The 21,229-nt window shown below is 71.1% G+C and carries 18 protein-coding genes; 10 read left to right on the forward strand and 8 right to left on the reverse strand.

Features of this window, described 5'->3' with window-relative positions; genetic code table 11:
• Positions 1 to 52 precede the first annotated feature (52 nt).
• Entirely contained in the window at positions 53 to 2,128 is a 2,076-nt protein-coding gene (locus ACFYR3_RS22865; RefSeq protein ID WP_355847013.1) for a SpoIIE family protein phosphatase, read from the forward strand.
• A gap of 38 nt (positions 2,129 to 2,166) precedes the next feature.
• Positions 2,167 to 3,027: a DNA-formamidopyrimidine glycosylase family protein gene (locus ACFYR3_RS22870; RefSeq protein ID WP_355847016.1), complete on the forward strand. Its 861-nt coding sequence runs from the start codon at positions 2,167 to 2,169 to the stop codon at positions 3,025 to 3,027.
• An 11-nt stretch (positions 3,028 to 3,038) separates the two neighbouring features.
• On the opposite strand, the gene ACFYR3_RS22875 is transcribed toward ACFYR3_RS22870, so the two are convergent.
• The 3 genes from ACFYR3_RS22875 to ACFYR3_RS22885 form a co-directional block, all read right to left on the reverse strand.
• A complete protein-coding gene (locus tag ACFYR3_RS22875; RefSeq protein WP_389284589.1) occupies positions 3,039 to 3,719 on the reverse strand; it encodes an anti-sigma factor family protein in 681 nt (226 codons plus the stop codon).
• Between the two features lie 219 nt (positions 3,720 to 3,938).
• A complete protein-coding gene (locus tag ACFYR3_RS22880) occupies positions 3,939 to 4,454 on the reverse strand; it encodes a hypothetical protein (protein ID WP_355847022.1) in 516 nt (171 codons plus the stop codon).
• A gap of 135 nt (positions 4,455 to 4,589) precedes the next feature.
• Positions 4,590 to 5,138 carry a sigma-70 family RNA polymerase sigma factor gene (locus tag ACFYR3_RS22885; protein ID WP_355847025.1) on the reverse strand — a complete coding sequence of 183 codons (549 nt, stop codon included), beginning with the start codon at positions 5,136 to 5,138 and terminating at the stop codon, positions 4,590 to 4,592.
• 287 nt (positions 5,139 to 5,425) lie between these two features.
• On the opposite strand from ACFYR3_RS22885, the gene ACFYR3_RS22890 reads away from it, so the two are divergent.
• Entirely contained in the window at positions 5,426 to 6,574 is a 1,149-nt protein-coding gene (locus tag ACFYR3_RS22890) for a CapA family protein (RefSeq protein WP_355847028.1), read from the forward strand.
• 31 nt (positions 6,575 to 6,605) lie between these two features.
• On the opposite strand, the gene ACFYR3_RS22895 is transcribed toward ACFYR3_RS22890, so the two are convergent.
• Positions 6,606 to 7,070, reverse strand: coding sequence for a universal stress protein (locus ACFYR3_RS22895; RefSeq protein WP_355847031.1), 465 nt, complete (start codon positions 7,068 to 7,070; stop codon positions 6,606 to 6,608).
• 100 nt (positions 7,071 to 7,170) lie between these two features.
• Here ACFYR3_RS22895 and lysX point away from each other — a divergent pair, with 100 nt between their 5' ends.
• Both lysX and ACFYR3_RS22905 read left to right on the forward strand, forming a co-directional pair.
• Positions 7,171 to 10,449 (forward strand): bifunctional lysylphosphatidylglycerol synthetase/lysine--tRNA ligase LysX, encoded by a 3,279-nt coding sequence (gene lysX / locus ACFYR3_RS22900; RefSeq protein ID WP_389284592.1) that lies wholly within the window; start codon positions 7,171 to 7,173, stop codon positions 10,447 to 10,449.
• 83 nt (positions 10,450 to 10,532) lie between these two features.
• The gene (locus tag ACFYR3_RS22905; protein ID WP_355847037.1) at positions 10,533 to 11,378 is read left to right on the forward strand and encodes a polysaccharide deacetylase family protein; all 846 of its coding nucleotides are present in this window, start codon (positions 10,533 to 10,535) and stop codon (positions 11,376 to 11,378) included.
• A gap of 111 nt (positions 11,379 to 11,489) precedes the next feature.
• Here ACFYR3_RS22905 and ACFYR3_RS22910 read toward each other — a convergent pair whose 3' ends face one another.
• Complete coding sequence (locus tag ACFYR3_RS22910; RefSeq protein WP_355847040.1) at positions 11,490 to 12,152, reverse strand: class F sortase; 663 nt, start codon at positions 12,150 to 12,152, stop codon at positions 11,490 to 11,492.
• A gap of 331 nt (positions 12,153 to 12,483) precedes the next feature.
• Between ACFYR3_RS22910 and ACFYR3_RS22915 the strand changes: the two genes are divergently transcribed.
• Entirely contained in the window at positions 12,484 to 12,975 is a 492-nt protein-coding gene (locus ACFYR3_RS22915; RefSeq protein WP_355847042.1) for a hypothetical protein, read from the forward strand.
• A gap of 131 nt (positions 12,976 to 13,106) precedes the next feature.
• Here the strand turns inward: ACFYR3_RS22915 and ACFYR3_RS22920 are convergent, their stop codons facing one another.
• From ACFYR3_RS22920 to ACFYR3_RS22930, 3 genes are all read right to left on the reverse strand, one after another.
• A complete protein-coding gene (locus ACFYR3_RS22920) occupies positions 13,107 to 13,634 on the reverse strand; it encodes a hypothetical protein (protein WP_355847045.1) in 528 nt (175 codons plus the stop codon).
• Positions 13,635 to 13,859: 225 nt separating this feature from the next.
• Entirely contained in the window at positions 13,860 to 14,624 is a 765-nt protein-coding gene (locus ACFYR3_RS22925; RefSeq protein ID WP_355847048.1) for a hypothetical protein, read from the reverse strand.
• Between the two features lie 16 nt (positions 14,625 to 14,640).
• Positions 14,641 to 15,258 carry a hypothetical protein gene (locus ACFYR3_RS22930; protein ID WP_355847051.1) on the reverse strand — a complete coding sequence of 206 codons (618 nt, stop codon included), beginning with the start codon at positions 15,256 to 15,258 and terminating at the stop codon, positions 14,641 to 14,643.
• 272 nt (positions 15,259 to 15,530) lie between these two features.
• On the opposite strand from ACFYR3_RS22930, the gene ACFYR3_RS22935 reads away from it, so the two are divergent.
• The 4 genes from ACFYR3_RS22935 (at position 15,531) to ACFYR3_RS22950 (ending at position 21,213) form a co-directional block, all read left to right on the forward strand.
• Positions 15,531 to 16,478: an SCO0930 family lipoprotein gene (locus ACFYR3_RS22935; protein WP_355847054.1), complete on the forward strand. Its 948-nt coding sequence runs from the start codon at positions 15,531 to 15,533 to the stop codon at positions 16,476 to 16,478.
• Positions 16,479 to 16,944: 466 nt separating this feature from the next.
• Complete coding sequence (locus ACFYR3_RS22940; protein ID WP_355847057.1) at positions 16,945 to 17,757, forward strand: SAM-dependent methyltransferase; 813 nt, start codon at positions 16,945 to 16,947, stop codon at positions 17,755 to 17,757.
• Positions 17,754 to 19,889, forward strand: coding sequence for an EAL domain-containing protein (locus tag ACFYR3_RS22945; RefSeq protein ID WP_356783645.1), 2,136 nt, complete (start codon positions 17,754 to 17,756; stop codon positions 19,887 to 19,889). Before ACFYR3_RS22940 ends, ACFYR3_RS22945 begins: the two co-directional genes overlap by 4 nt.
• Before the next feature lie 544 nt (positions 19,890 to 20,433).
• On the forward strand, positions 20,434 to 21,213 hold the full coding sequence (locus tag ACFYR3_RS22950) for an oxidoreductase (RefSeq protein ID WP_355847063.1): 780 nt from the start codon (positions 20,434 to 20,436) through the stop codon (positions 21,211 to 21,213).
• The last annotated feature ends 16 nt before the right edge of the window (positions 21,214 to 21,229 follow it).

Genomic DNA, 21,229 nt, shown 5'->3' on the forward strand with positions numbered 1-21,229 from the left:
AAGGGGCTCCCCAGAAGTCGAATAATCGGGCAAATGCTGGCATGGTTGCCCCATGGTTGATCGGGGAGCGAGCGCCCTGTCACTCCCGGACGACTGGCCCGCCCACCCGGATCCGATCCTGGCGCTCAACCGCATGGGCAGCTTCGACTGGGACCTGGACACCGGTCTGATGCAGATGGACGCCCAGGCCCACGAGGTCTTCGACGTGCGCCCGGACGAATTCGACGGGAACCCCGCCACCCTGGGCATACGCGTCCCGCAGGCCGAGTCGCTCCGTCTCGACACCATGGTGTCCCACGCCCTCAAGGACGGCAGCGAGAACTACGGTGCCTATTTTCGCATCCGCCGCCGCGACGGCACCCTGCGCTGGACCCACACCCAGGGCTATATCCGCCGCGACGAGACCGGCCGGCCGCGCCGGATCATCGGCATCGTCCGCGACGCCACCGACGAGCTCGACGACAGCGCGGCGCGCCGTGAACAGGCCGCCCAGAACGAGGTTCGGCGCCAGCAGACCAACGTCGTCCAGCTGACCACGGCCGCGCTGGCCCACGCCCGCACGGTCGAGGACGTCATCGACGTCCTGCAGGACACCCACGGCCTCACCCATCTCGGCGCGGCCAGCCTGGTCATGGGCCTGGTGGAGGCGGGCCGCATCCGCATGGTCGCCACGGGCCCCCAGCACAGCTACGTCCCCGGCACCCGGGTCACGCGGCTGGACGCGCAGTACCCGATGAACGAGGTCGTACGTACCCTCGCGCCGCACTTCATCGAGTCGCCCGAGGAGTTCGCCGAGTCGTACCCGCTCCTGTGGCCGAACATCACCGGCCTGAAGATCACCTCGGCCGCGTATCTGCCGCTCATCGTGCAGGCCCGCCCGATCGGAGCGATCGGCCTGCTCTACAACGACCGGCACGGCTTCTCGGAGGACGAGCGCAACGTCCTCGTCGCACTCGGCAGCAGCATCGCCCAGAGCCTCCAGCGGGCCATGTTCTACGAACAGGAGAAGGACCTCGCCCAGGGCCTCCAGCAGGCCATGCTGCCGCGCTCCATCCCCAGCGTCGCCGACGCCGACGTGGCCGTCCGCTACCGCTCCGCCTCCCTCGGCCGGGACATCGGCGGTGACTGGTACGACCTGATCCCGCTGCCGGGCGGCCGCGTCGGCGCCGTCATCGGCGACGTCCAGGGCCACGACACCCACGCCGCCGCCGTCATGGGCCAGCTGCGCATCGTCCTGCGCGCCTACGCCGCCGAGGGCCACACCCCGCCCACCGTGATGGCCCGTGCCTCGGTCTTCCTCGACGAACTCGACACCGACCGCTTCGCGACCTGCCTGTACGCCGAGATCGACCTGTCCACCGGAGTGGCCCAGATGGTGCGGGCCGGCCACATCGACCCGCTCGTCCGGCACACCGACGGAACGTCCCGCAGGCTGCCCGTCGAAGGCGGCCTGCCGCTCGGCCTGTCCGCCGAGTTCGGACGCCTCGAATACCCGGTCTCCACCGTCGAACTCGACCCCGGCCAGACCCTGCTGCTGTGCACCGACGGGCTCGTCGAGGAGCCGGGCGTCGACCTCGACGAGGGCATGCGCATCCTCGGGGAAATCATCCGCGGCGGCCCGGAGGACGTCAGCGACCTCGCCGACCGGCTCATCGAGATGGCCGAGGAGCGCGGCGGGGACGACGACGTCGCCCTGCTGCTCCTGCGCCGCCACGGTGTGATCGACCAGCGCTCCGGCGGGCGCCTCCAGCAGCACGTGGCGCCCGGCGACCCGGAAGCGCTCATCGAGGCCCGCCACATGATCCGGGCCGCGGTCCGCGCCTGGGGGGCCCGTGAACGGGCCGACGAGATCGAGCTGGTCGCCGACGAACTGATCACCAACGCCCTCATGCACACCGAGGGCTCCGCCATCGTCACCCTGCGCGTCCTGACCGGATCTGACCGCAGACTGCGCGTCGAGGTCGAGGACTCCTCCAGCGCGCTGCCGCGCCGCCGCGAGGCCGGCGAGTCCGGTGTCTCCGGCCGCGGACTGCTGCTCGTCGACCGCCTCACCGACGTGTGGGGCGTCGACGCCCGCGGCGGCGGCAAGTGCGTGTGGTGCGAGTTCATGGTCCGGGAACGGAACTGATCCCTCGCGCCGTCGGCGCCGGATGGCACTCTGGACGTATGCCGGAACTGCCCGAGGTCGAAGCGCTCAAGGACTTCCTGGCCGACCATCTCGTCGGCCGCCGGGTCGTGCGCGTACTGCCCGTCGCCATCAGCGTCATGAAGACGTACGACCCTCCCGTCTCCGCCCTGGAGGGACGCGAGGTCACCGCTGTCGGCCGGTTCGGCAAGTTCCTCGACATCGACGCTGACGGCCTGCACTTCGTCACGCATCTGGCCCGCGCGGGCTGGCTGCACTGGAAGGACACACTCCCCGACGGCCCGCCCAAGCCCGGCAAGGGCCCCCTCGCGCTGCGCGTCGCGCTGGAGACCGGTGAGGGCTTCGACCTCACCGAGGCGGGCACCCAGAAGCGGCTCGCCGTGTACGTCGTCGAGGACCCGCAGCTGATTCCCGGTGTCGCCCGGCTCGGCCCGGACCCGCTCGCCGACGACTTCGACGAGAAGCGGTTCGCCGGACTGCTCCAGGGCGAGCGGCGCCGGCTCAAGGGCGCGCTGCGCGACCAGAGTCTGATCGCGGGCGTGGGCAACGCCTACAGCGACGAGATCCTGCACGCCGCCCGGATGTCCCCCTTCAAGATCGCCTCCTCGCTGACCCCCGAGGAGACCCGGCGGCTGTACGAGGCGCTGCGCGGCACGCTCGCCGAGGCGGTGGAGCGCTCCCACGGGCTGGCCGCCGGACGGCTGAAGGCGGAGAAGAAAAGCGGCCTGCGGGTGCACGGGAGAACGGGGGAGGCCTGCCCGGTGTGCGGCGACACCATCCGCGAGGTCTCCTTCAGCGACTCCTCGCTGCAGTACTGCCCGACCTGCCAGACCGGCGGCAAGCCGCTGGCGGACCGGCGGATGTCCCGGCTGCTCAAGTAGGCGGGCGCCGCTCAGGGGGAGTTGAGCGTCACGAGGTGTTTGCCGTCCGCCGTGCGCACCTCGAACTGGCGGATCTCGTCGGTCCGCATCGACGAGCCGCCCTGCATGGTGATGGCGGCGCCGTTGTGCGGGGGCTCCATCCAGCTCGTCACCGACTGCTCCGAGCCGTCATCGCCGATCGCGACGAGCTCGCAGGAGCGGGGGCCCTTGGCGTCCTTGACCTGGACCTCGATCTCACTGCCCCAGACCCGGTCCCGGGTCGTCACCTGGGCCCAGACCCCGGTCTCCGCGTCGGTCCTGGCCATCTGGCTCGCCGGGGGGTCGGCCGCGGCGACATGGTCCGAGGGGGAGCCGTGCGCGGTGACGACGGCGATCGTGGGACCGCCCGCCGCGAGCACCACGGAGGCCGCCAGGGCGTACAGGAGGCGTCGGCGGCCGGCCCGGTTGCGCGTGGCCACCTCACCGAGCAGCCGGTCGAGCAGTCGCGGACCGGGAGCGGCGAAAGGGTGCACGCTGCGCGGCGTCGACCGGCGGTACAGCATCAACTGCCGTGTGGCGGGGCGGAACTCGCTGACGTACGCCGTGCACCGAGGGCACTCCATGAGGTGGTCCTCGAAGCGGAAGGCTTCCGCCTCGCCGAGCACGCCGAGCGCATAGGCGCCGACGTCGCGATGCCGTTCCAGGGACCTCATACCGAATACCGAATCCTCGTGGCGTTGGTGCGGACTGTGAGTGGTGTTGCTGTTGCCCACGGGTACGCACCAGACCGTCGAATCACTCAAGACTCGTCCGGAATCGGGGTCAGGACATTCGGAGCACGGGCGCTCGCGGATTGGTGCGAGCTCGAAAAAACTGTTCCTGGCGCGGTCGCGGCCGCGTCGGAAGAGTTCCCGGCGCGGTCACGGCCGCCGTCAGAAGAGGTGGATGGCCAGATGCCCGAGCGGCAACCCCAGCCGCCAGGCCGCCGTCCACACTTTCGGACCGTCGTCCTCACCTGGTACGGAGCCGCCGCCGGGCACTGCGTCCAGGTCCGGAGCGAGCAGTTCCGTCTCCTCCAACCAGCGCCAGGCCGCGGAGGCCAGCCGCAGATCGGGATCGGGCGCGGCGGATCCGGTGGCCTCGGCCGCGCGCAGCGCCAGGTGTTCGCGCACCCACGCGTGCCATGGCTGGTCGTACGCCGTCAGCGAAAGCCAGGTCTCCAGTTGGGTGATGACCCGGATTCCGGAGAGTTCGCCCCCGCTGTCGGACAGGAAGATGGTCAGCGCGAGGGCGTCGCGCCCGGCGCGGAACTCGAAGGAGGTGGGCGGCATCAGGTCGCCCGTACGCAGCAGTTCGTCGGCGATGTACTCGGCGTACAACCAGGCCATGGGGACGGTGAGTTCGCCCCCGTCGGTGCCGTCCGTGCTCTCTTGCCCTCTGTGCAGCATCCCTTCCTGCCTTCCTCCGGTGCGTGCGCGTCGCCCGACCCCGGGCCCCAGTCCGGAACACGGATGAGGCAAGCTGATTGCTCAACCATGGTCCTCAGCAAGGCGCTTTACGGAGGTTTGACTAAGCCTTCGGTTTCACCGCAGGTCGGCCGCGTATCCCGGAAGAACCCGGCGCAGGGCGCGCAGCGCGTAGTACGCGCGGGACTTCACGGTACCGGGCGGAATCCCGAGTGCCGCGGCGGCCTCCGCCACACTCGCCCCCTGGAAGTACACCAGCACCAGGACTTCACGGTGTTCGGGAGTGAGTGTCTTCACAGCCTCCCGCACATCGAGCGTCGCCGCCGACCGTTCGGCGTGATCGGCACAGACCCGCGCGTTGTCGAGGACCGCGTCCCCGACCTCCGGAGGCCGTGCCTGCCGGGCCCGGCGTGCGTCGATGGCCAGCCGCCGCCCCACGGTCAGCAGCCAGGGCCGTACGGAGTCGAAGTCGTCGGCACGCAGGGCCTCGGGATGCTGCCAGGCACGTACGAACGTCTCCTGCAGCAGGTCCTCGGCGCGCTGGCGGTCGCCGTCGGACAGGCGCAACAGCAGGGCGAAGAGGGGGCGGCCGTGCTCGCGCTGCAGCGCGGCCAGCTCGTGCTCGGCGGTCGTCCCGTGGGTGATGGTGGTGGTTCCGGCCGTCATGGCGTGTATGTCAGCGTGCCGCGCCCCTCGCGGACAGGCCGGGAACACGGCTGTGCGGTGGGCGGTCGAAGCCGTCGGTGAACGGTGCGCCGAACGGTCCGCCGAGGTGGAGCCCCGGATTCCGGGGGCACCGCCGTCGCACCACTGTTCACCCCGCTGTTCGTCCCGACGGGCAGGTCCGTGAGCGCCGAACGGGCTAGCGGCGGTGGTGTCTCCTTGACTGCCGACTGCCCGTGTACGTGGATGCGTATCAATTAGTAAGTAAATACGACGGTATGGGGCCCGGCATGATCACACGCGCGCGACAGATCAATCTGGCCCTCGCGGCCGCCCTCATCGCGGCCGCGGCGGCCTGCCAGGCCCACGACTTTGCCGCGCACCCGCGAAGCGGGCAGCCCGCCCCCGCGGCCGCCCGCGGCTTCACACTCGTCGCCGGCGGCGACGTCCTGCCGGACCGCTCGGTCGTCGAGCGGGCGAACTCCGACGCGGGAGGCAGCGGATACGACTTCCGGCCGATGCTCGCGGGCGTCCGCCCCGTCGTGTCCGGGGCCGACCTGGCGATCTGCCGGATGGAGACCGTGTACGACGCCGACTACACCGGCTCTCCCGCCTTCAAGTCCCCGCCCCAGGTGGCCGAGGGCCTCGCCGCGACGGGCTACGACTCCTGCTCCACCGCCTCCGACCACACCCTGGACGACGGCGCCGACGGCGTCCGGCGCACCCTGGACGCGCTGGACCGCGCGGGCGTGCGGCACGCCGGATCGGCGCGCACCGCGCAGGAGGCGAACGGCGCCACCCTGATGCGGGCGGGCAGCGCCCGGGTCGCCCAACTCGCTTACACCGACAACGCGAACGGGCTTCCGCTCCCGCAGGGGCAGCCCTGGGCCGTCGGCCTGATCGACCCCGACCGGATCCTCGCGGACGCCCGTGCCGCCCGGAAGGCGGGCGCCGACGTGGTCGTCGTCTCCCTCGACCGGGGCACCGCGTGGCAGGACGAGCCCGACGAGCGGCAACTGCTGCTGAGCAGACAGCTGACCGCGTCCCGCACCGACGGGCGGCCCGACATCGACCTGATCCTCGGCACCCACGCCCACGTCCCGCAGGCGTACGAGAAGGTCAACGGCACCTGGGTCGTCTACGGCACGGGTGACCAGATCGCCGGCGAGATGTACAACGACCAGGGCGTCCAGGACCCGCGCGGCGACGAAAGCACGATCGGACGCTTCACCTTCGCCCCGCCCGCGCGACGGGGAGAGCGTTGGGAAGTGACGAAGGCCGAGTTCATCCCGCTGGCCTTCGACCTCGACGCCGGCCGGGTCGTCGATCTCAACGCCGCGCTGGAACAGGGGGCCGCGGTCGGCCCTGTCCGCGACCGGATCCGGAACGTCGTCCTCGGCCGGGGCGCAGGTCGGGCCGGCCTCGTCATGGGGAAGTGACGCGAGAGCGGGAAGTGACGCGGGAGCCGCCCTACGGCACGACCGTGACCGGCCAGCGCCCCGCCTTCACCAGCCGGATCGCCACCGAGCCGACGATACGGTGCCCGGCCTGCTCGGAGGCCCCGACCACCACGGCGTCCGCCTTCAGCTCGTCCGCGGCCGTGACCAGGCCGTTGTAGGGGTCGCCGTGGAAGGTGTGGAACTCCCAGCGCACATCGAATATGTCCTTCACCCGCTCGGTCGCGTCGCGGATGTACTGGATCAGATCCTCGGCGATCTCGTCGGTCGTCTCCGCGACCGGCACCCCGAGCGCCGCCCCCGCCGCCATCACCGGCTTGATGTAGACGACCGCGAGCAGCGCCCGCTGCCGCCGCGCCAGGCCCCCGGCGTACGCCGCGGCGCGCAGCGAGGAGTCGGAGCCGTCGACACCGACGACGATGACCTTGGGACCGTCCGTCCCGCGCTCGAATTGATGCGCGTGCTGCTCTTCCGTCACGGCTGCGAGGCTATCGGAACCCGCGGCTCCACCGGCCTCGGGGGAGCGGGGAGGTTCGCTCGACGGGCGGGGCGGCGCCGCTCTTCCTACAGTCGGAACCATGAGTGCCACCGTGGAGGCCCGCCCGCCGAAGACCACCACCGGCCCCAAACGGCCGCCCCGGGACGGCTTCCTCAGCAAGGTGCCCGAAGGCTTCGCGACCTTCTTCGGCGCCATCGGCCTCCTCTGCACCCTGCTCGCGTTCATCCCCCCGGTGCGCGCCCTGCTGCGCCCGGTGGTGCGCTTCCTCGACCTTCTGATCATCCCTGTCAGCGCCAACCTCGCGTACGCCGTCTTCCTCTTCCTGCTCGCCGCCGCGACGGCCGCCCGCAAGAGGATCGCCTGGTGGCTGGTGGTCGTCTACCTCGGCCTGCTGGTCCTGACCGACGCCCTCGGGGTCGCCGTCGGCCTGTACGCCGCCTCGATCCCCTCGCTGATCGTCTGCGGACTGCTGCTCGCCCTGCTGATCGTGGCCCGCCGGGAGTTCTACGCCGACTCGCGGCGCGCCGCCGTACGACGGGCCCTGCTCGTCCTGTTCACCGGACTCGTGGTGGCGATCCTGGTCGGCTGGGGCCTGGTCGAGCTGTTCCCCGGCACTCTGGCGGAGGGCCAGCGGCTGCTGTGGGCCGCCAACCGGGTCTGCGGCGGACTCGTCTCAGGACGGTCGTTCGACGGCCGCCCGCCGCGCTGGCTGTTCTTCGTCCTCGGCCTGTTCGGCGCCCTCGCCCTGCTCAACGCCGCCGCCGCGCTCTTCCGTTCCCAGCGGCTGGTCGCGGCCCTGCACGGCGACGAGGAGGCCCGGATCCGGGCCCTGCTCCAGGCGTACGGCGGTGACGACTCGCTCGGCTACTTCGCCACCCGCCGCGACAAGGCCGTCGTCTTCTCGCCCAGCGGCAAGGCGGCCGTCACCTACCGCGTCGAGGCCGGAGTGTGCCTCGCCAGCGGCGATCCCGTCGGCGACCGGGAGGCCTGGCCGCACGCGATCGGCGCCTGGCTGGACATCGCCCGCCGCTACGCCTGGGCGCCCGCCGCGATGGGCGCCTCCGAAGAGGGCGCCAAGGCGTTCGCGCGCTCCGGGCTCGGCGCCCTGCAGCTCGGCGACGAGGCGATCCTTCAGGTCGCCGGCTTCGACCTCTCCGGCCGCGACATGCGGGTCACCCGCCAGGCCGTCAACCGCGTGAAACGCACCGGCGCCACCTGCCGGGTACGCCGGCACTCCACCCTGTCCGAAGCCGAGATGGAGGAGATCGTCTGCCGGGCCGACGCCTGGCGAGACACCGAGACCGAGCGCGGCTTCTCGATGGCCCTCGACCGGCTCGGTGACCCCGAGGACGGCGACTGCCTGCTCGTCGAGGCGATGGGGTCCGACGGCAAACTCCTCGCGCTGCTCTCCTTCGTGCCCTGGGGCCGCGACGGCATCTCCCTCGACCTGATGCGCCGGGACCGCAGCGCGCCCAACGGCGTCATGGAGTTCATGGTCGCGGAGGTGTGCGCGGTCGCGGGGAAGTTCGGTGTCCGGCGCATCTCCCTCAACTTCGCCGTGTTCCGCTCGGTCTTCGAGGAGGGCGCACGCATCGGCGCGGGCCCGGTGCTCAGACTCTGGCGCAGGCTGCTGCTGTTCTTCTCCAAGTGGTGGCAGCTGGAGGCCCTGTACCGCTCCAACGCCAAGTACCACCCCGAGTGGTACCCGCGCTTCATCTGCTACGGCGACACCGGCGCCCTGGCCCGTATCGGCATGGCTTCCGCCATCGCCGAGGGCTTCGTTTCCGTGCCCTCGCTGCGCACGCTGTGGGGCAAGGGGCACGCGAAGGGCGGACCCAAACCCGCCACGACCGCGGGGCTGCCCTCGCTGACGGCCCTCGGACTCGGCACGGGGGACGGGGCCGAGGCAGGCGATCCCACCACCGGTCTGCCCGACCAGGTCCGCGTGCGGCACCGCAAACTCGACCGGTTGCGCGCCGACGGCACCGACCCCTACCCGGTCGGCATCCCGCCGCGCACCCATGTCCTGGCCGACGTGCGCGGTGGCGAGGACGTGACCGTCGCCGGACGCGTGATGCTCGTACGCGACTTCGGCGGCATCCTCTTCGCCGTGCTGCGCGACTGGTCGGGCGATCTCCAGATCGCCCTCACCCGCAAGGAGTCCGGCCCCGCGCTCGACCGCTTCCGGCACGTCGTCGACATCGGCGACCACATCAGCGCCGACGGTCTCGCGGGTGCCAGCGACACCGGCGAACCCACGGTCTTCGTGGCCTCGTGGCAGCTCACCGCCAAGTGCCTGCACCCGCTGCCCGACAAGCGCAAGGGACTCGCGGACCCCGAGGCCAAGGTCCGCCGCCGCTATCTCGACCTGGTGTCCAGCACCGGCGCCCGAGATGTCGTACGGGCCCGCTCCACGGCCGTCCAGGCGCTGCGTCAGGGCCTGCTCGACCGCGGCTACCTGGAGGTCGAGACCCCGATGCTCCAGCAGATCCACGGCGGCGCGAACGCCCGGCCCTTCACCACCCACATCAACGCCTACGACCTGAACCTGTATCTGCGCATCGCACCCGAGCTCTACCTCAAACGGCTGTGCGTCGGCGGCATGGAGAAGGTCTTCGAGATGGGCCGCACCTTCCGCAACGAGGGCGTCTCCTACAAGCACAACCCCGAGTTCACGATGCTGGAGGCCTACCAGGCGTTCGCCGACTACGACGTGATGCTCGACCTCGCACGCGAACTGATCCAGGGCGCCGCGACCGCCGCTTTCGGCTCGCCGATCGCCCGCAAGGACGGCACCGAGTACGACATCTCCGGGGACTGGCCCGTCAAGACGGTGTACGGGGCGGTCTCCGAGGCGCTCGGGGACGAGATCGACGCCGACACGTCGCTGGAGGCGCTGCTGCGGCTGTGCGACCGCGCGGGCGTGCCGTACACGGCGGACGACGGACGCGGCGACGTCGTACTGGAGATGTACGAACGTCTGGTCGAGGAGAAGACGCGGCTGCCCACGTTCTACAAGGACTTCCCGACCGACGTCTCCCCGCTCACCCGGCAGCACCGCACCGACCCGCGGCTCGCGGAACGCTGGGACCTCGTCGCCTTCGGCACGGAACTGGGCACTGCCTACTCGGAGTTGACCGACCCGGTCGAGCAGCGGCGGCGGCTCACCGAGCAGTCGCTGCTGGCCGCCGGGGGAGATCCCGAGGCGATGGAACTCGACGAGGACTTCCTCGACGCGCTGGAGTACGCCATGCCGCCCACCGGCGGGCTCGGGATCGGCGTCGACCGGCTCGTCATGTTCCTGACCGGGCTGACGATCCGTGAAACGTTGCCGTTCCCGCTGGTGCGCCGCCGCTGAGAGATGGTCCAGCCGGGTGCTTTCGTGACGCCTCACCGGTGTTGCTCGGCCGAGTGGCCCCTCCGCCGGGTGAATGATTGGTCATGAAAAAGGATCAGCCTATTACCCGGCGTCGGGCGTTGATCGCCGGCGCCGCCCTCCTGGGGGCGGCCGGGGCGGCGGGCACAGCCCGTGTCCTGACCGCCGACCAGGCCGCGAAGCCGGCGCGGAGTCTCCCGCTCTCCGGCCCGCAGGCGTCCCGCGCCCTCAAGCCGTCCGTCTATCGCCTCCAGCCGATCGCCGGGTACGGTCCGCCGCCGAGCAGCACGCACCTGCGGACCTTCGTCCGGCACGAGCCGTTCATGCGCATGTCCGGACGCGGCCGCAGCATGGTGCTGACCTTCGACGACGGCCCCGACCCGCACTACACCCCCGAGATCCTGCGCACCCTGCGCGAGTACGACGTGCACGCCATGTTCTTCGTGTGCGGGGCGATGGCCGGCGACAACAAGGACCTGCTGAGCGAGATGGCCGACGACGGACACGTCGTCGGCAACCACACCTGGAGCCATCCGCTGCTGACCAAGCTCTCGCGCTCCGCGATCCGCTCCGAGATCGAGCGCACCAGCGAGGTCATCGACGACGCCTACGGTGAGCCGCCGGTCTGGTTCCGCGCGCCGTACGGGGAGTGGAACCGGGCGACCTTCCAGATCGGCGCCGAACTCGGCATGGAGCCACTGGCCTGGACGATCGACACGCTCGACTGGTCGATGCCGGGCACCCGTTCGATCGTCGGTGTGGTCGAGAAGCAGGCCGCCCCGGGCGTCGTCGTCCTCTCGCACGACGCGGGCGGCGACCGCTCGCAGAGCGTCCAGGCGCTGCGCGCCTATCTCCCGCACCTGCTCGACTCCGGCTACCACATCACGGTGCCGCGCCGGAAATACGCCTAGAACCGAAGTCGGGCCCCGCGCACCATGTGTCGCGGGGCTTTCGGCCGGACCGGCCGGCGGGAGGCGGAATGCCGCGCCGACCGGCTTTCCGCCCGCCCGGTCCGGGAACGCTCAGCGCACCTCGGACAGGCGGGCGAAGACGACCACGTTTCCGTCGTATCCGTGCTGCTTGGAGAAACCGCCTCCGCACGTGATGACACGCAATTCGGGGGTGCCCTTGCTGTTGTACACACGGTCGCCGGGGAAATCGCTCTTCGCGAAGACCTCGATGCCATAGATCTCGAACACCGCGGTCTTCCCGTCCTTGCGCAGGACCTCGATCCGGTTCCCCTTCTTGAGCGCCCCGAGCCCGTAGAAGACGGCCGGGCCCCGCATGTTGTCGACATGGCCCACGATCACGGCCGTGCCCTTCTCGCCGGGCGAGACCGCGCCGGTGAACCAGCCGGCGAGATTCGGGTCGTCGGGCGGCGGCGCGTCGACCCATCCGTCCAGGTCCAGGCCCACCGGCATCACCGGGGCGTCGACCCGGATGGCCGGGATCCGCACCCGGTCGACCACGGAGTACGGCAGCGGGTCGGGCGCGTTCGACAAGGTGCCACCGGGCGTGCGGCTGTCCGCCGCGGCCGCCGAGGCGGGCTGCGGGGGGCCCACGTCGAACTCACCGGAACCATTCCGAATGAGTGCGAGGCCGGTCAGCAGAACAAGCGCTATCACGCCCCAAGGAGCGCGCTTCCTCTGCCGCTCCTCCTCTTCGGCCAGCTCGGACGCAGACATTCGCAATCCCCTCTCGACGCGGCCGTCGCCTCGTCATCCGCGCATATGAGCACGCTAATGGCAGCGGGACCGCCCGGCGACGGGGCGCGGGCGAACGGGTGGCGGATCGAATGCCCCGTGCGCCATCCGAGTTGCCGTGACCAGGAATTTTCTGACGGTCCGTGACCTGCGGCAATATCCGATTGTGTGGAATTCCTTCGGCGTGTCTTCTCACCAGGACGGACCATTCCCGAAATGCGGCCCCGTGCCCGGCATCTGAGGGTCTGTCTGGGAGGCGCTTTCTCGCCGATCCACCGGGGACGGTTCCCGGGGCGCCCCCGCGGAGGATCACATGCGTACTACTCGTGCCCTGGCGGTGTCTGCCGCCGCGGTCGCCGCCGTGGGGCTCGCCGCCCCGATGGCCGCGGCGTGGAACACCCCGAGCAACATCGTCGCGATGCCCAGCGTCATCGCCCGCGGCGGCCAGCTGACCGTGACGGTCGACGGTTGCCCGAGGGGAGGCACCATGACCTCGCCCGCGTTCCGTCAGGCGAGGCTCTCGCCGCTCCTGGGCAGCCACAACGAGTCGTCCAGCGGTACGGCCACCATCAACCAGGACGCCCGTCCCGGCTCGTACGACATCACCGTCAACTGCGACGGGACGGGTCCGCTGACCCGCCCGGCCGCGTTCACCGTCATCGGCGGTGTGCGCGGTGGTCTCGGCGGCAGCAGCTCCACCGGTGCCACGCCCACCGACATGGCGATCGGCGGCGGTCTGGTGGCCGCGGCGGCCGTCGGCGGCGGGGTGTTCTGGATGCGGCGCAGGTCGGAAAGGCACATCTGAACCGTTCCGCCGGCGAAGCGGCCGGTCCCGCCCCCTTCGGAGGCCGGCCGTCCGCCGCGCGGAGCGCCCCTGACAGCCCTTCGCTCCGGACCCGCCTGACACGGCCCGGGGCGAAGGGCTGTGCCGGCCCGTCAGGATTCGTCGGACGTGGTGCGTCGGCGCGACAGGTACCAGGCGGCGCCGACGGAACCGGCGATGAGCGCGGCTCCTGTCCCGATCTCCTTCAGGTCGAAGCCGCCGACGCTGCCGCCGACTCCGGCCCGGACGCCCCGCTGCAGGGGGATCGGGGTCGGAGTGACCGGCCGTCCGCCGGCGATGGTGAGACCGGTGCTGCCGCTCGCTCCGCCGCACGAGAACGTCACGTCGTACACGGCCCCGGGTCTGGCGTCCCAGTCGACCATGGCGGTGGCCGAGGACTGCCCCGGCGGGATGCTGACGGTGTCGAAGACCCTGGAGGTGACCGTGGCGGTTCCCCTGCACCCGCCGTCCCGCTTCAGGAGCAGCGACACCTGACCGCCCGCGGCGATGGTCGACGGCTGCACGCTGAAGGCGAACGGGGTGATGTCGTGGTCCCCGTCACCGGCGAAGGCGGCGGGTGCGGTGAAGGTCAGGGCGGATATCCCCAGCAGTGCGGCCGAAGCGACGCGTATCGCGCGCATGATGAGCCTCCAGGTCCCCGAGGAGCCTTGCCGCGGACCTTTTCCGCTTGCGCCAGAAATGCACCTCGATGATCGAAACGCTAGGAAAGGGTGAACGGGGGCGCGATCCCAGTAGCGCGAACGGGGCAATCCTGTGGGCCGTTCGAGGGATGTCGTACGTGCGGACGGGGGACGGACGCGGCGTGGCGTCCGTCCCCCGTCCGCCGGGTCTCCCCAGTGGATCCGTTACCCGGGAAGCTGCGGGAACAGCGCCGTGAAGGGCTCCGCCGACGCCGTGATCCCGCGGCTGTAGGGCGCGTCGAAGTCCCAGATCAGGAAGAGCAGGAAGGCGATCAGGGCGGAGAACAGCCCGGCCAGGATCAGTTCCCGGGCGGTGCGCCGGATCTGCAGCGCGAAGATCATCCCGACCGTGACCACGGCGCCGGTGATCAGCCCGAACCACACCACCCCCGGCATGGTCGCCCCCGTGGAGTCGGCGCGGGCGCTGCGCGCGGTGTCGGCCGCCGTCACCTGGTCGAGGAGCGGCTGGTACGCCTGCGCCTCGAAGTCCGACTTCGGCTGGTAGTCGGTGACGTCGTGCCGGATCCGGTCGAGGAGCCGGCCGCCCTCGGCGGTCACCCGGCCCTGCTCGGCCATGGTCTTCCACTCGGTGGTGACCACGTGGTGGACGTACGTGTCGACGTCACCGCGGATGCGGTCGCGCACCTCGGGCGGGTAGACCCGGACCCGCTCGGAGATCTCGTGCAGGGCCTGCGCCTCCGCCTGCACATGGTCCTGGGCGCCCCCGCGGGCCTCCCAGACACCGGCGATGGCCAGACCGAGAACGATGGCGTACACCACGCCGATCATCATCGTCATGTACTCGATGACGTCCGGGGTCTCGGTGGGGTCCTCGTCCTCGCGGGCCCTGCGATGGCGTACGAGGGTCACGATGAGGACCACGAGGCACGCGGCCGCCATCGCGAGGGCGAGAACAAGCCAATCCGACAAAGTGTGCCTCCAGGGGTCAGCGCGGGCGCAGCGCGGCGACGGCGAGCACCGCGGGCGCCGTGATGAGCAGGGTGAACGAGACCAGCGACGGACCGCTGCGGGGTTGGTGCTTGTGCGGCGGCGTGCGGTACGCCGGATAACTGACCGGAACCGGCGGGGGAGCGGGACGCGCGCTCGGTGTCGGCCGGGGCTTCGGCGTGGGTCTCGGCGCCAGGACGGGCGCCGGCCGCGGCGGCAGGGGCCTCGGTTTCGGCGCGGGCGGAGGAGGCGGCGGTGGGGGCGGTGGCGGAGGCGGCGGTACGGGCTTCGGCGCGTGGGTGGGCGGAGGGGGCGGCGTCGGCTTCGGCTTCGGCGGCGGAGGGGGCTCGGGGGGCGGCGGCGGGGTCGGTGTGGGTGTCGGCGGGCAGGGCGGGGTCGGGGTCGGGCACCGGGTGGTGCTTCCGGCGACGGCGACCGCCCCGCTGCCCGCCACGGCCACCGCGGTGATCCCGTCGCCGCCGGGGCCCGTGGAGGCGTACGCGCAGGCGTCGGCCGCGGCCGTTCCGCTCGGCGCGCCGACGAGGAGCCAGGTGAGCGCCGTCAGCGCCAATACGCGTATGACGAGGGCGGATCGGGTCCGCTGGGGTGCGTGCACGACGGAGATCATGAGTCGCGGGGGCCCCGGCCACGCCGGAGTGTCCGGGATTGCCCCCGAAGGGGGTACCTCCGGCTCCCGGCGGCTTGACGTGCGGGGCGGGAAGCGCGGGGCGTGGATCGAACATGTGGGCGAGTGGCGCCGTATGCGTCACAGTATTCCGAAAGAAATTTGAGGCCCGTTTGAACACTCCTGCCCCTCCCGCCCGTACCTAGGGCCATGCGCGGCGCTGCAGGGCGCTGCAACACTTATGCGAACAGCGGGAGTTACCAATGAAGACCTCCTGGCGGAGCGCCTCACTCGTAGCGTCAGCTGCGGCCGTGCTGGCGCTCACGACGGCGTGTGGTCAGGAACAGAGCACCCCTTCGACCGGTGCTCAGAACGTGGGTGCCACCTCGGTGGCGGGAGGTTACGGGGCGACCGCCACCGCCGCCGCGGGCAATGGCTACGGCGCCGATTCCAAGGACCAGAGCGCTGCCGCCAAGCCGGAAGTCGCGGGCCAGCTCGCCGTGACGGAAAGCGTCAAGCTCGGCAAGGTGCTGACCGACGGCGCCGGATTCACCCTCTACCGCTTCGACAAGGACACCGCCGAACCGCCGAAGTCGAGTTGTGACGGCGCCTGCGCCACCGCCTGGCCGCCCGTGCCCGCCGAGGGTGCCGAGGCCGCCACCGGCGTCGACAAGGCGCTGCTCGGTGAGGTCACCCGGACCGACGGTACGAAGCAGCTGACCATAGGCGGCTGGCCCATGTACCGGTTCGCCAAGGACACCAAGGCCGGTGACGCCAACGGTCAGGGTGTGGGCGGTACTTGGTTCGCCTCGGCGCCCAACGGCAAGAAGGCGACGCTGGCCGCCCTCCCCGGTCTGTCGGTCCGCAACGACCCGAAGCTCGGCGAGATCGTCGTCGACAAGAACGGCATGACCGTCTACCGCTTCATGAAGGACCAGGCCTGGCCCGTCTCGAAGTCGGCCTGCACGGGCGCCTGCCTGGAGAAGTGGCCCGCCGTTGCTCCGGTTCCCTCGAGCGACACCAAGGGCGTCCAGAAGAAGGGCCTGATGGGCTTCACCCGCCCGGACGGCGTGAAGCAGATGACGGTCAACTGCTGGCCGATCTACACCTTCTCCGGTGACAGTGCTCCCGGTGACACCAACGGTCAGGGCGTGGGCGGCACGTGGTACGCCGTCTCGCCCGACGGAAAGCCGGTCGGCGCGGCCAAGTAGGGCATCGACTCCCCACGGTCGGTCAACTCCCCACGGTTCTGATCAGCACCCCACGGTTGATCAGCTCGCCCGAACAGCGCCAAACGCGTCGCCAAGGGTCCGCCCCCTCCACACGGAGGGGGCGGACCCTTGTGCGTCCGCGCGCCGAAGAAGCATTCCGGCCGTCGTCGGAACGTGAAAGATCCCGGCGGCGGCCCGGATGTGAAAGAACGCCCCGGCCCGACCGGCGACTTGGCCACGCTTCGTGACCCCGCGGAGCTTTTTGGAATGCTTCGGAGTGATTTCGCAGGGGCGGTGCGTGGCGTGCCCGGGATACGTTCGCAGTTGCCAATTGGGCACTTGCCCGAGGCAGTGACCGGGAACGGACGGTCAATTTCCGTTTTGACTCGCCCCTTTGGCAGGCGATCAGTAGCCTCTGCTCGAACACCGGATCGTCTATGTCGTCGCCTACGCCTTGGAGAGATAGATGGAGCGTCCCGCCTGGGCCCCTCGCAGCATTGACATCTCAGTGCCGAGCGTGTCCCGGATCTACGACTATTACCTGGGCGGTTCGCACAACTTCGAGGTCGACCGGGAAGCGGCACGCAAGGCGATGGAGTTCATGCCGGGCCTTCCCAAGGTCATGCAGGCGAACCGGGCGTTCATGCGCCGGGCCGTTCGTTTCGCGGCCGGCGAGGGCATCGACCAGTTCCTCGACATCGGTTCCGGCATCCCGACGTTCGGCAACGTCCACGAGATCGCCCAGAACACCCGGCCCGGCGCACGGGTCGTCTACGTCGACCACGACCCGGTTGCCGTCGCACACAGCCAAGCCGTGCTGCGGGACAACGAGGACGCGGACGTGGTCGCCGCCGATCTGCTCAAGCCCCAGGAAATCCTGGCGAGTCAGCAGGTTCAGCGACTGATCGACCTGAACCGTCCGGTCGCGCTGCTTCTCGTTGCCATACTTCACTTCGTGGAAGACGCGGACGACCCGTACCGGGCAGTGGCCGAACTGCGCGACGCCCTCGCGCCGGGAAGCGTGCTCGTCGTCACGCACGCCGCGTTCGAGGGAATTCCGCTCTCCCGGGAGCAGGCCGAGGGCGCGGTCGACGTCTACAAGAACATCCGCAACCCGCTGATCATGCGCACGCGCGAGGAGATCGCGCGGTTCTTCGAGGGGTACGACATGGTGGAACCCGGACTGGTGCCGATGCCGAACTGGCGGCCCGACACGGCACCCGAGGACGAGGATCCTTATTCCTTCTCCGCGTTCGGCGGCGTGGGACGCACGGCGTGACCGCCGAGCCGGACGGGCCGGAAGACAGACTGCGCCGGTTCGCGACGATCTGGAGCCGCGCGGTCTTCCCGGTCACCTCCACCTCGCTGACCCGGCCCGAGTTCGAGGAACAACTGCTGCCGCTCGCCCGGCGGTTGAGTGAGGCCCTGCGGGCCAGGAACTTCGAGGCGGCCGCGGGACGGACCGTCGGCGCCGCACTCGTCGCCGCCCACTGCACCGACCCCGAGGCGCTCAGCCGGGCCCTCGACTGCGTCGACGCCTACCTGGTGCTCTACTGCGGCGAGGACGGGCCCGGGGAGGCGCTGCGGACCCGCTCCGCACGACTCCAGCACGCGATGGCCGCCGGGTACGCCGAGGCGCTGCGCGAGCGGACGCTCGCCGAACAACAGGCCATCTCGCAGGCCGCGTTGACCGCGCGCAGCGCCGTCGCCGAAGCGCTGCACGACAGCGAGGCCCGCTTCCGCGCGGTTTTCGAGGGCGCGGCCATAGGAATCGGCATCGCCGACCTCGACGGCAACATCCTCCAGGTCAACGGGGCCCTGCTGCGTATGTTCGGCGGCTCCGAACAGTCCATGCGCGGACGCAAGGTCCCCGAGTGGACGCACGCCGAGGACGCCCCTCAAGTGTGGCGCCTGTACGAGGAGTTGGTGCAGGGCCAGCGTGAGCACTACCACGTCGAGAAGGCCTTCTACCGTCCCGACGGCACCGCCCTGTGGACCAATCTGACGGTCTCGCTGCTGCGCGACGCGGACGGCGAACCCCAGTACCAGCTGGCGCTGATGGAGGACACCACCGAGCGGCGGCTGCTCAATCTGCGGCTGCGCTACGAGGCGACGCACGACGCGCTCACCGGACTGCCCAACCGGACCCTGTTCTTCGAGCGCCTGGAGAAGGCGCTGGCCGCGGGCGAGGGACAGCGCTTCGGGCTGTGCTACCTCGACCTCGACGGCTTCAAGACCATCAACGACAGCCTCGGGCACGCGGCCGGCGACCGGCTGCTCGTCGAGGTCGCCGACCGCCTCCAGTCCTGCGCGACCGCCCCCGGCGAGATGGTCGCCCGGCTCGGCGGCGACGAGTTCGTGGCCCTCACCACCGGCCCGAACACCGAGCGCGAGGTCGACGAGCTGGCCGGGCGCATCATGAACGCGCTCGTCACCCCGATCAGCATCGACGGCCGTGACCTGACCGTGCGCGGCAGCGTCGGCATCGTAGAGGGCCCGGCCGGGGAGCGCGGCGCCGCCGAGGTGCTGCGCAGCGCCGACATCACGATGTACCGGGCCAAGTCCGCGGGCGGCAACCGCTTCGAGCTGGCCGACCCCGAGGCCGACGCCCGCGCCATCACCCGGAACGGACTCACCACCGCGCTGCCCGCCGCCCTGGACCGGGGCGAGTTCTTCATCGAGTACCAGCCGCTGGTGCACCTCGGAGACGGCAGCGTGCGCGGCGCGGAGGCACTGGTGCGCTGGCTGCACCCGCAGCACGGCGTCCTCGGCCCCGACCGTTTCATCCCGCTCGCCGAGCACACCGGACTGATCGTGCCGCTCGGCCGCTGGGTCCTGGAGCAGTCGGTGCGGCAGGCCCGCACCTGGCAGGAACGGCACACCGGCGCGGGCCCGCTCCGCGTCAACGTCAATCTCTCGCCGTGCCAGCTGACCCATCCCGGCCTGGTCCAGGACACGGTCGACATCCTGGAACGCGAAGGTCTCGACGCCCAGGCGCTGTGCCTCGAGGTCACCGAGTCCGCGCTGATCGGCGCGGACGACGACCTGCTCAAGCCGCTGCGCAGGCTCGCCGAGATGGGCGTCGACATCGCCCTCGACGACTTCGGCACCGGTTACTCGAATCTCGCCAACCTCCGCCGCCTGCCGGTCAGCATCCTCAAGCTGGACCGGTCCTTCACCCGGGGCATGCAGCAGTTCCCGGCGGATCCGGTCGACCTGAAGATCGTCGAGGGCATCGTCTCCCTGGCCCACAGTCTCGACCTCGCGGTCACGGTCGAGGGCGTGGAGACCGGCGCCCAGGCCGAACAGCTGCGGATACTGGGCTGCGACACCGCCCAGGGCTGGTACTACGCCCGTCCGGGCCCGCCGGAGCGGCTGCACGACCTGGCGCTCGTCGACGCGGTCGGCTGAACGCCTTCGCGCGGCGCGGCCTCCGCAAGCGGAGAGCGCGTCGCGCTGTCCGGCTGTCGGCCTGCCCTCACGCCGTTCGGCTTGCGCCGCGCGGTGCCGTGGTGCCGGACCGTCGGCGTGCCCGACCGGCCGATGGTGTGCCGCCTGGCCGGACGGCTTGTCCCCGGCCGGGCGATCCGCCACCCGCGCCGGGTGTCGCGACCGACCCGGCGTGCAGCCCTACTACGACTCACCAGGCGTACAAGCCCTACCGAGACTCGCCAGGCGTACAAACCCCACCGCGATTCGCCCGGCGAACAGGCTGCGCCGCGGCCCACCTGGCGTACGGGCGTCACCGCGCCCGTCCGGTCCGCCGATCGGGCCGGTCCCCGATCAGCCCCCTGCGCGGCCGTCAGCCACGTCCGGCGGGCCATGCCGGGTACGGCCTGCGTCGGCCGGCCTGGGATCCGCTCCCGGGACGCCTCGCGCGCCCGGCCCTCCCTGTGCCTCACTGGCCCTATCACTCACTGACGGAACGCACCTCTCACAGATGGAGCCCAGACGGATGAGTACGGAACTTCAGGGCAGGACCGCCGTCGTCACCGGAGCCAGCAAGGGCATCGGGCTCGCGGTCACGGAGGCGCTGGCCGGCGCGGGCGCCACGGTGATCGCCGGCTCCCGCGGCACGTCCGAAGGCCTCGACGCCCTGGTCGGAAAGGGGAACGTCACCTGGGTGCCGGTCGACCTCGCCGAATCCGACGCCGCCGGGCGGCTCGTGGAGGCGGCGGGCGGACGGATCGACGTGCTGGTCAACAATGTGGGGTCGGCCCCCGCCCGCACCGGTGGCTTCCTGTCGGTTACCGACGAGGAATGGCGGCGCACGGTCGATCTGAACCTGCTCGCGGCCGTACGGGTCACCCGTGCGGCCCTGCCGTCGATGCTGGCCGCCGGGCAGGGCTCGGTCGTGACGATCGGCTCCGTCAACGCGACCCTGCCCGACCCCCTCGTGATCGACTACAGCGCGGGCAAGGCGGCCCTGGTCGCGTTCTCCAAGGCGCTGTCGAAGGAGGTCGGACCGAAGGGCATCCGGGTCAACACCGTGAGCCCCGGCCCGGTGGAGACCGACCTGTGGCTCGGCGGCGGGGGAGTGGCGGCGACGGTCTCGGCCGCCGCGGGACTCACGCCCGACGACGTGGTCGCCCAGGCGTCGGGCGCGACCGTCACCGGCCGCTTCTCCAAGCCGTCCGAGGTGGCCGACCTGGTCCTCTTCCTCGCCGGAGACCGCTCGCGCAACATCACCGGCAGCGACTTCGTCATCGACGGCGGCTTCATCCCGACGTGGTGACCCCGGCGTGGTGACC

The sequence above is a fragment of the Streptomyces sp. NPDC005784 genome (assembly GCF_042871525.1).
In the GTDB taxonomy this organism is placed as follows: domain Bacteria; phylum Actinomycetota; class Actinomycetes; order Streptomycetales; family Streptomycetaceae; genus Streptomyces.